The organism is Pseudomonas syringae pv. coryli str. NCPPB 4273 (genome assembly GCF_000972175.1).
GTDB lineage: Bacteria > Pseudomonadota > Gammaproteobacteria > Pseudomonadales > Pseudomonadaceae > Aquipseudomonas > Aquipseudomonas syringae.
In genome coordinates, this window is sequence record NZ_AWQP01000071.1 from 25,144 (window position 1) to 35,095 (window position 9,952).

General features: G+C 51.8%; 14 protein-coding genes. 2 read left to right on the forward strand and 12 right to left on the reverse strand.

The window, feature by feature from the left end:
• The first annotated feature begins 96 nt into the window (after positions 1 to 96).
• Positions 97 to 315 (forward strand): bacterioferritin-associated ferredoxin, encoded by a 219-nt coding sequence (locus P406_RS24675; protein ID WP_003350768.1) that lies wholly within the window; start codon positions 97 to 99, stop codon positions 313 to 315.
• A gap of 200 nt (positions 316 to 515) precedes the next feature.
• Positions 516 to 986, forward strand: coding sequence for a bacterioferritin (gene bfr / locus P406_RS24680; protein ID WP_002554851.1), 471 nt, complete (start codon positions 516 to 518; stop codon positions 984 to 986).
• A gap of 125 nt (positions 987 to 1,111) precedes the next feature.
• Here bfr and grxD read toward each other — a convergent pair whose 3' ends face one another.
• The 12 genes from grxD to P406_RS24725 all read right to left on the reverse strand — a co-directional run.
• Entirely contained in the window at positions 1,112 to 1,438 is a 327-nt protein-coding gene (gene grxD, locus P406_RS24685) for a Grx4 family monothiol glutaredoxin (RefSeq protein ID WP_002554852.1), read from the reverse strand.
• An 88-nt stretch (positions 1,439 to 1,526) separates the two neighbouring features.
• Complete coding sequence (locus P406_RS24690) at positions 1,527 to 3,635, reverse strand: molybdopterin oxidoreductase family protein (protein WP_046237644.1); 2,109 nt, start codon at positions 3,633 to 3,635, stop codon at positions 1,527 to 1,529.
• Positions 3,636 to 3,898: 263 nt separating this feature from the next.
• A complete protein-coding gene (locus P406_RS24695; RefSeq protein ID WP_046237645.1) occupies positions 3,899 to 4,798 on the reverse strand; it encodes a PoNe immunity protein domain-containing protein in 900 nt (299 codons plus the stop codon).
• Entirely contained in the window at positions 4,799 to 5,272 is a 474-nt protein-coding gene (locus tag P406_RS24700; protein ID WP_052739358.1) for a hypothetical protein, read from the reverse strand.
• 242 nt (positions 5,273 to 5,514) lie between these two features.
• Positions 5,515 to 5,844 (reverse strand): hypothetical protein, encoded by a 330-nt coding sequence (locus tag P406_RS24705; RefSeq protein ID WP_032699401.1) that lies wholly within the window; start codon positions 5,842 to 5,844, stop codon positions 5,515 to 5,517.
• Between the two features lie 23 nt (positions 5,845 to 5,867).
• Complete coding sequence (locus P406_RS30440) at positions 5,868 to 6,257, reverse strand: DNA/RNA non-specific endonuclease (protein WP_211145844.1); 390 nt, start codon at positions 6,255 to 6,257, stop codon at positions 5,868 to 5,870.
• Between the two features lie 45 nt (positions 6,258 to 6,302).
• A complete protein-coding gene (locus tag P406_RS29605) occupies positions 6,303 to 6,521 on the reverse strand; it encodes a hypothetical protein (RefSeq protein WP_046237646.1) in 219 nt (72 codons plus the stop codon).
• Positions 6,522 to 6,817: 296 nt separating this feature from the next.
• Entirely contained in the window at positions 6,818 to 7,408 is a 591-nt protein-coding gene (locus P406_RS24715) for an imm11 family protein (RefSeq protein ID WP_046237647.1), read from the reverse strand.
• A 1-nt stretch (position 7,409) separates the two neighbouring features.
• Positions 7,410 to 7,787: an AHH domain-containing protein gene (locus P406_RS28370; protein ID WP_162234461.1), complete on the reverse strand. Its 378-nt coding sequence runs from the start codon at positions 7,785 to 7,787 to the stop codon at positions 7,410 to 7,412.
• A 49-nt stretch (positions 7,788 to 7,836) separates the two neighbouring features.
• Positions 7,837 to 8,451, reverse strand: coding sequence for a GAD-like domain-containing protein (locus P406_RS24720; RefSeq protein ID WP_235810432.1), 615 nt, complete (start codon positions 8,449 to 8,451; stop codon positions 7,837 to 7,839).
• Entirely contained in the window at positions 8,448 to 8,840 is a 393-nt protein-coding gene (locus P406_RS29895; RefSeq protein WP_052739359.1) for a polymorphic toxin type 15 domain-containing protein, read from the reverse strand. The genes P406_RS24720 and P406_RS29895 overlap by 4 nt, the downstream gene beginning before the upstream one ends.
• Positions 8,827 to 9,952, reverse strand: a 1,126-nt coding sequence (locus P406_RS24725; protein WP_370737615.1) for a polymorphic toxin type 15 domain-containing protein, incomplete at its 5' end; no start/stop codon positions are given. The genes P406_RS29895 and P406_RS24725, both read right to left, overlap by 14 nt.

The following is a 9,952-nucleotide window of genomic DNA, read 5'->3' on the forward strand; positions in this document are numbered from 1 at the left end:
TCGATCTGAATACAACCCAAAACAGTTTTGACAAGCATTCTCATTAACATTAAGCTCCTCGGCACCAAGCAATAAACCAGCGACGGTCCATAGCTTATGTATGTTTGCCTCTGCCAAGGTGTCACCGACGGTCAAATCCGGGATGCAATTCTGGAAGGCTGCTGCAGTTATCGTGAAGTCCGTGAAACACTCGGCGTTGCGAGTAAATGTGGAAAATGCGCCTGCCTTGCTAAGGAAGTGGTGCGTGATACGCTGACCGAGCTGCAAACCAGCCATGCCTTGCTGGCCTATCCGGCAAAATTTTCAGCTGCCTGAACCCCCTCTTTTAAAGAACCGGACACCACGTCCGGTTTTTTTATGCCTGTAATTCAAGCGCTTAGCGTCAAGATGCGGAACTCAAACATTCTTATTCCTATTTAATTTCACTTATTATTCAACAACTTAGGTTTGACAGGCGTTTAAGCGCAGCTCACACTCGGCACTTATATACACAAGCCACCGGCAGGACCTCGAACATGAAAGGCGACATTACCGTCATCCAGCATCTCAACAAGATCCTCGGGAACGAGCTGGTCGCTATCAATCAGTATTTCCTGCATGCGCGCATGTATGAAGACTGGGGTCTGAAAAAGCTGGGTGGCCACGAATATAAAGAGTCCATCCATGCGATGAAGTACGCTGACAAGCTGATCAAGCGCACCTTGTTTCTGGAAGGGCTGCCCAACCTGCAGGACCTGGGCAAGATCCTCATCGGTGAGCACACCAAGGAAATGCTGGAGTGCGACCTGAAGATCGAGCAAAAAGGTCTGGCCGATCTGAAAGCCGCGATCGCTCACTTTGAGACAGTCGGTGACTTCGGCAGCCGTGAGCTGCTGGAAGACATCCTTGAGCCCAAGGAAGAGCAAATCGACTGGCTGGAGACTCAGTTGGGTCTGATCGTCAAGGTCGGTATCGAGAACTACCTGCAGTCGCAGATGGGTGACTGATTCCCCATCGCGCCGCAATGAAAAAGCCCGCCTCAATCGAGAGCGGGCTTTTTCTTGTGCGTAAAGCCTTGCTGGAGCGTAGGAGGCGATAATCGCGACTATCGTGCGACGCTCTGCGCGAGGCTTTACTCGGCCTTGGCGGCGGATGCTTCCTTGACCAACGTCTGCAACGAACCGTCAGCCATCATCTCGGTGATGATGTCGCTACCACCGACCAGCTCACCGGCAACCCACAGTTGCGGGAAAGTCGGCCAGTTGGCGTACTTTGGCAAGTTGGCGCGGATTTCAGGGTTTTGCAGAATGTCGACGTAGGCAAACTTTTCGCCACACGCCATCAATGCCTGGGAAGCCTTGGCCGAAAAGCCGCATTGCGGAGCGTTCGGAGCGCCTTTCATGTAAAGCAGAATGGTGTTGTTGGCAATCTGCTCTTTGATCGTTTCGATGATATCCATGGAGCACCTCGGCTGAAATATCCGACTCAGTTGTCGGCACGGTGGCGCATTGTAACGAAATCCCGAGCATGACGCTCTGTCTTGAGGCTTAACACGCCACGACCTGCACCGGTACGCCGTTCAACGCCGCGTTGCCGGACAGCGCGTCGAGTTGCCGTTCGTCGGTCAGGTCATTGGCACTGACGCCAGGCAGGCTCTGCGCGATCGCCATCTTTACCCCCGCACGTGAATGCCCCCAACCGTGCGGCAGGCTGACCACCCCGGGCATCATGTCCAGACTGCCCAGCACCTGAACCTCGATCATCCCGACCCGGGAACTGACCCGGACCTGCTGGCCGTCACTCAGACCACGGCACGCAAGATCGTCAGGATGCATCAACAGTTGATGCCGGGGTTTGCCCTTCACCAGCCGATGGTAGTTGTGCATCCAGGAATTGTTACTGCGCACATGCCGGCGGCCAATCAGCAGCAACTCACCGGCCTGGGGAGCAGGCTCGGCTGCAAAGCGCGCCAGGTCGGCCATGATCACCTCAGGCGCGGCCTGAATGCGAGCATTGGCGGTCTTGAGGCGCTCTGCAAGGTTGGCCTTCAACGCCCCAAGATCAAGACCGTGCGGATGACTGTCCAGGGTCTCCAGTGACAGCTTATGGGGTGATGCGTCGCCATAGAGGCCTGCACGCAGCCCGCGATCGATCATCTGCGCAGGCGGCAACGTGGGTTTCAGCGCCCGCTCGGCCTTGTCGGCAAAGGCGCTGGCCAGCCCGACGAAAATCTCCCAGTCGTGCAGCGCACCTTCGGGCTTGTCGAAAATGGCCCGATTGAAGCGCGTGACGTTACGCACTGCCAGGGTGTTGAAGGTGGTGTCGTAGTGATCATTTTCCAGTGCCGAGGTGGACGGCAGGATCAAGTCGGCGTGGCGAGTGGTCTCGTTGATGTAAAGATCGATGCTGAGCATGAACTCAAGCCCTTCGAGCGCCTGCTCCAGTTGACGGCCGTTGGGCGTTGACAGAACCGGGTTACCCGCAACGGTCACCAACGCGCGAACTTGCCCCTCCCCCGCTACGAGCATTTCCTCGGCCAGCGCCGAGACCGGCAACTCGCCGCCATACTCCGGCAGGCCCGACACCCTGCTTTGCCACAGATTGAAATGACCGCCGGATGTCGAGCTGACGAGGTCAACGGCGGGCTCTGTACAGAGTGCGCCACCCACACGGTCCAGGTTGCCAGTCACCAGATTGATCAGTTGTGCCAGCCAATGGCACAGCGTGCCGAAGGTCTGAGTCGACACGCCCATTCGCCCATAACACACCGCCTTGTCAGCGGCCGCGAAATCCCGCGCCAGTTGCCGGATCTGTTCGGCAGCAATACCGCAGCGAGGGCTCATGGCCTCTGCAGTGAAACCGGCAATGGCGTGGCGAACCTGCTCCAGGCCGTCGACAGGCAAATGGCTCTCGCGGGTCAGCCCCTCCTCGAACAGCGTATTGAGCAGCCCGAACAGCAACGCCGCATCACCGCCCGGACGTACGAACAGATGCTGGTCAGCGATGGCAGCCGTCTCACTGCGGCGCGGGTCGATGACCACCAGTTTGCCGCCGCGCTGCTGGATTGCTTTCAGACGTTTTTCGACATCCGGTACCGTCATGATGCTGCCATTGGAGGCCAACGGATTACCGCCGAGAATCAGCATGAAATCGGTGTGATCGATATCCGGAATCGGCAACAGCATGCCGTGGCCATACATCAGGAAACTGCTGAGGTGGTGCGGCAACTGATCGACCGACGTGGCCGAAAAACGATTGCGGGTCTTGAGCAGGCCGAGAAAGTAATTGCTGTGCGTCATCAACCCGTAGTTATGCACGCTGGGGTTGCCCTGATAGACCGCTACCGCGTTTTGCCCATGGCGCTGCTGAATGGCGTAAAGCCGCTCCGCCACCAGATCGAACGCCTGCTGCCAGGCAATCGGCTGCCACTGATCACCGCTGCGCAGCATCGGCTGGCGCAAACGATCAGGGTCGTTCTGGATGTCCTGCAGCGCAACCGCCTTGGGGCAGATATGGCCGCGGCTGAACGTGTCCAGCGTGTCGCCCTTGATCGAGGCAATGCGCGGCGCAGAATCCGCCTCCACGACGGTCTCGATCACAAGACCACAAATGGCCTCGCACAGGTGGCAGGCTCGGTAGTGTTCAGTCCGGGTCATCACAGCCTCAGATCTTGTCATGGCAATCCGGTTGATTGCCGAACACTCACTATGCTGCCTTGCCATGCCCCGCGCCACTGATGTTCGGACCGTGAATCGAGGGGCATCAGGCGCGCGGATGTTCTAATGAATCGATATCTGGTTAAGGGCGTTTTGCAGCAATCTCCGTATCAAAAAGCACGTTGTTAAACTACGCCATCAGACACGTGCTGAAAATGCCATGACGGTGCCGAGGGTTGTGTGGAAATCACGTACCTATTAGGCTAGAACCTTTTAAGAATACGAGCGAACAACCCAGGTTTTCTTTCTGAAACAACCTCAGGTGCAGAGGGCTCTACAATCTCTCTGACAGGGTGAGTACTTGGGCCATCAGGTCTCAAAAGGTCTCTTGGATAATGTTCATGGCCTAGACAAAGCGAGTCATCTATTCCAAAAGCTTTCACCACCGCTACTGCTTCTACACACCAGCGACCAAAATAGGCTCCGCCTTCAAAGTTTTCGTCGCCATAGGTATACCAATAAGGGTGCCTGTAGCTGACCGCCTGCGGGTCTGCTCCGGATTTGGCTCCAATGCGTACGTCCTTGTACCAGTGCTCAACAAAGTCTTTAAGCAGCGATGCTTGCGAATCTGCTGGCGCATCTACTGCCTTCAGCAATCGTGCATAGGGCATGGGATAAAGAAGCACGTCTCCGATTTTTCGTTCCGGACTACGGCTGGCTATGACTCGATCTAGTAGTAGGTCTTCGCCGTCATTGCCGATCAGTATCAGCAAGCGCCGCCATTGGTCGCCTGGAATTTCAAGCGCCAATGCCAGCCCGACCAGCCAGAAGCAAATGATGTAATGGTCATAGTTGACACGCCAGTGGTGCCGCGTGAATTGCTGCTCTGGAGTCCATACCGTAGCTCCGAGACGTTCAGCTTCCTCCCAAGCGTCCAATAGACCGGGGAAGTAGCGCGCCAAGTCAGTTACTGGGTGTCCCGCAGAGTATTTGCGCAGGATTTGGTGCCAGTGATCTTGCCCGATCTCAAAGGCGTATTGAGGAGCATAATCAGGATTTGCATTCGGCTGAAGCAGAAGCCCCTGAGACTTTGCAATATAGCTATCAGTGTCAGTGACGACTTTCTCCCAGTAGATAGCATTGCCGAGCGGTGCGCGTATCATTTAGTTCCTCCCTATGAGTTTTGATGTTGCGACAGGGCCCTCAACAAACTTTCCACCTTTGTCCAATATTCCGACTGTGACCTTGCCAAATGGATCGGTATGGACCAGCCACTTCTCAACCCTTCCCGAAAGTAGGGAGTCACGGATGTTTCTCGCCATTTGAGCATCACCATCCACCGACTCAAGAATGCGGTTGTAATTAGTTGTCGCACCCGTCATCCAATCATCACTCATCTGAAGACCATCTCTAGTCGGCTTCAGCTTCGACGAGCCAAATTTGTACTCAACAATCAGGTAGTCAACGCCTGGCTTGTCTACCTTGTACAAATCATCAATGCCAGTCTGGCCAATATCAGGAGCCCTGCCAATTTTTTCAGCACCTGGCACCAGTGTCTTGATTTGTTCACCCCCCATGACGTCACCGATGATGCTCTTCTGTGGATGCTGCTGTAGAAGATTGCTCTCTTCATGCAAAAACCAAAGCTGATATTACTCTGGCTTGGCTAGAAAACTGAAGGCTTCTCGTAGTCCTACTTTAGCGTTTACAGAGGCTGCTGGAATTTCAGCAGCAGAATTTTCTTCTTAACTCCAAAAAATCCCGATATCACCCCTATGATCATTATTAAACAACTCGCTTACACCTACCAAAATATCGGCCCGCAGCATTTTTAAAATACCAACTAGACTTATCGCCTCCTGCAACCACCTCAATAAAACTAATCGTATTTAAAATCTATCTCTATCTTCATCGTATCCAACGATAGCCTTACTATACATCCTGTCCATGGCTTTCCCTCCATATACAATTTATTGGTTTCAAAAAAAACCCTCATCTTCACTAGAAGGTCAAATAGGTCGCTATCCACTCTAGCTGTTTCAGGTAAAAACCACTTTTTCTCGCCATTTTCTCCGACATAGTCGAATAGTAGTTTACAATGATCATTTTCCAAAGACAGCTCAGCGTCTAGAATTATTTCTTGCGCGCCGGCGGGGGCAATTGCTACTAGAATCTCACCAATGCCTTGATAGATTTCGTCATCATTCATTATAGGCCTCCTGGACTGTTGACTTAGGTTTCTCTCACAAGGCGCTCCGAGCCCATTTTATATGTCACAGTAAACTTCTCAGGGCGGACAGACTGCCCATTATATACAGGTTCAACTTTCACATCTACCGACTTCCCTTCTTTAAGAGCTGATGCCCACTTATTCTCCATGGACTTCCATACACCCTTATTTAGATTTCCGTTCATGAGCAATAAGTTAAGACGTACACCTGGGCCATTAAAGATACTAGCAATTAAATGACCGCCCTCATCGCCATCAATACCGCACTTTCCGGCCACACACTGTTGGTAGGTATTTCGATCATTCCTATTCAAGGAAAGACTAGACTCAACTTTGTCGACGCGACCTAATTCATCTATTTGGTAGACTTTATTCCCATCAACCTTGTAAATGGTATTTGGCTCGGGTTTGTTTAGCTCTTTGGACCAAGCTCCTTTTTAACCAGAACTCACTTCGACTTCTCTTAAAGCCTTACCCGAGGGCTTCGCCTCTAAAAAATTCCGTTCAACAAGTGCGCCCGCCTCAGAGTCCGTCATAGATCTAATCGGATTCGAATTTTTAGCATTCTTCGCCGCAAGCTTCTCGATTCTAGCGATCTCAGGAATCTTTTCAAGCTGCGCACCGCCAACCTTGATGCCTGCCTTGGCCAGCGCCACGCTGCCTTTCGCTGCGCCACCTACGCCCGTCGCGATGCTGCCAACCTGCCAGGCGATGGCTGGAGGTGACCAGGCTGTTCTTGCCGTCCTGCACGGCTTTGTCGCTGCTGGCGATAACGGCGCCGACCAGGTAAGTGTTTAAGCGGCCGAAGCCATAAAATTTATTTTTCAATACAGCTTTATATAAGAATAATTCACGAGATTTCGAGTTGATGTTAGTGTTCGTAACAGGCTAAAGGGGCGCTATGCTTGTTTGGGCTAACAGCTGATTTTATAGGCGGAAAGTAATTTTTCATCTAGCAAACAACATTGTTTTCCCCGTTCACACTCTCAAAAATAGCGCCAATTACGCCAGCCTGCTCCATTCTATGTTTAACCTTCTCACTGACAATCAAAGCACCTAAATGTTTTTTTATTCGAAAAATATTTTCTCTTTTGATCTTTGTTGGATCAATAACGAGATTCAAGAAAACTCTATATTCACCGGCCCTGTCTGGGCGTACCGGATCTTCTGATTCATATTTTTCAAATATAGATCGTGTCTCATCTACACAATCTAGTTGTGTTTCAACAATCATTACATAAAACCCATCTTGGTGACCTGCAATTTTTGCAGGTTCAAGCACGACATTCCTGAAAGATTCATCAAAATCGGAAATACCAACAAGTGATTTTTTTACTTTATCACTGACAACAGGCACAGAAGCATATCCTGCAAGGGAGAAATCTAGAGCGATACCATCACTTTGCATTTCGACTTCATAAGTGCAGGGCTCCATATATTCTACAGGCGGATCTGTAAAGAACCAATTGTTGCAGTGTTTTATGCCACCTAAGTACCAGCGGTTATAAACATCTGTATCTTCTCGCAATAAATAGTATTTCATATCAATCTCCTGTGAGCCATTTGTTAACAGAGCTGCCTGGTGTTATTGCTTCGGCCTTGATCCTGTCAAGTGTATTTATTACTGCATTTTTATATTGCGCTGTACTTGGAGTTAATCCACGTGTAGCGTCATCTAGACTACCATATACGTATTGATGATAGCTCTGCGGATGTGGTCCCCTATGCCCAGGAACGGCCACGAGATTTTCTGTTGCTTTGTTTATATCTAGGTCTGAGCCATCAAAAAACTTTTGAAAGGCTTTGGACCAAGCAATCTGACCATTTGCACCAGCACTGCATTTGTTGGTGCAAATATGATGGATGGGAATGCTTGAATAATCAGTTGGTGCGGCAACTGGGACCTGCCCGTCCTCAAGCACTACGTATCCACCACTGCTTATCGATAAATTTCGACTCTGCTTAAATTAATTAGCGTCGCAATTGATCAAGAATCATTAAGTGAACATGCATATCCACTTTTGCCATATGCTCGATTTCAGCCTTTCCTCCAATGCAAAGCGCAGGCTCAAACCCGTACATCTCATCTTCGCCAATTGGCCCAAGCTTCTTCAATGCTCGCTGAAAAAGCGGCTTGCCTTGATTATCTTCGAAGTCGAGACTTTCCCTACTGGAGGATCCAAGAAATATGCCCAGTGTCCTATCTGGATTAGGATTCGGCTTGCTCAGTTGGTTTTTCAGAGCAACAATACCGCCCGCTAGACTTGATATCGTAATTTTACGCTGGTAGCGCTCACCCCAAGCATACAACGAACCAAATGCATCCCTGGCGATTACATGATAGTTGTCGACCTCTAACAGTCCGCTGCCTCGCAGCCACATATCAAGCGTCGCCTTGTATGGCTCCGGATCGACAATCCAGAACAGCCCATTAGCAAAGGAGCACCAGCCTTCATTCTGCCAGTAACCAAGCAAGGCCTCGGGTAATATTGACCGATACTTTTTGATACTTGCCGCAGGCACTTCTCTACGTGAGTATGGTTCGCCAAGATTGTCGATCAGTGACTGAAGAAATTCGTCTCTCAATTTCCGCGCCCTCTTAGTAATTCCAGTCTCACATTCATATTTGCCTGCCCGGAACCATTGGCAATGGCCGAAGACACGGCCTCATCCAATGCTTTCAAACGGCTCGGCCAACTGCCTCCGATGGAGGAGTTGATCAGCGTATCGCCCATTCTGACAGGTTCATGGCGGAACCAGCCACCTGCAACCATATCAGGATCATGCAGCGCTGCTAGCTTAGAGCGAATTTCTTTGGCCCTGCCAGCCGCTTCAGCAGAGGCGGTCTTGAAGTCGGCGCCCTTGGTCATCAACGACTCAGTGATGCTGTCCCTGACTTCGTTCTCGAAGTCCTTACCGAACTTTTGTTGTGCGGCGACAGCGTCTGGATTGCGTCCTAGGCTATCGTAGGGCATCCCGAGCAGCCTTGAAGTCTTCCACCTTCATGCTATTGATAGCATTCTGCTGTGCTTGGAGTTGTTTGTTGTATTCCTTTAGGAAGCTTTTCTGTTGTTCTGGAGTCATCGCCTTAAATTTGTCGCTGTTGAAAGGGTTAAAGGCCTTGACCGTAAACTCGTCCATTACTGGCACGGCCTTATCTGGATATGGCGATGTATCAGGTTTCTCATTTTTAATGGGAGCGTCTGTCGTAGGTTTATTATCACCCGCCAGCTCTTCCGAAGAACGCTTGATTGTGGTCTCTGGCGCATCGGCCATAGAACGCCGTGCCGAGGTTTTACCCGCATTTGAAGCTTCGGTCTTGACCAGCTTGACGCCATCCACTGCCATCTTTTCAAGCTCTGCGCTGCCAACCTTGATCCCCACCTTGGCCAGCGCCACGCCCCCCTTCGCTGCGCCACCTACACCCGTCGCGATGCTGCCAACCTGCCAGGCGATTTCGCCGATGGCCTTGCCCAGCGCTTCGGCGTTTTCGTCGCCGCCTACTTCAAGGGCCGTTTTGACTGTTGCGATTTTGGTGTTCAGTTCATTGACGACGCTGTCGCCAAACTGTGCTCTGGCCTCAGGGTTGTTGATCAGCTGACTGAGGCCGTTCAGACCATCAATCGGGTGCATCGCGAATTCAGCCAGGCCCGCCACATCATTCCAGCCGGACTGCACCAGGCCCTTGCCGATGCCGAGATGGGTCAGGACGTCCTGTTTACCGCTGATGTATGCCCATTTGCCCGCCACCTCAAGCTTGGCCGCATAACCTTCGGCCTCGTCATATTCTTTCTTGGCCTGAACAATCTGCTGCGTCGCCAACCAATTGTTATCCACCGCCGCCCCTGCCGCCGTATTCGCGGCAGTCGGGTCGATAGAAGCACTGGTCGCAGCCAAACCCGTCACCAGGCTGACGATCAAATTACGCTTGGCTTCGCGTTGTTCTTCGCTTTCGTCCGGGCTGCTTTGCGAGAACAAACCGGTCAGCAGGCTGGAGGCCGCTGCGCCTGCTGCACCGCTGCCGCAGCTTTGGTTGCTGGCCGCCGCACCTGCGCAGGCGACGATACCATGTAGCGCGGCGTGCAGT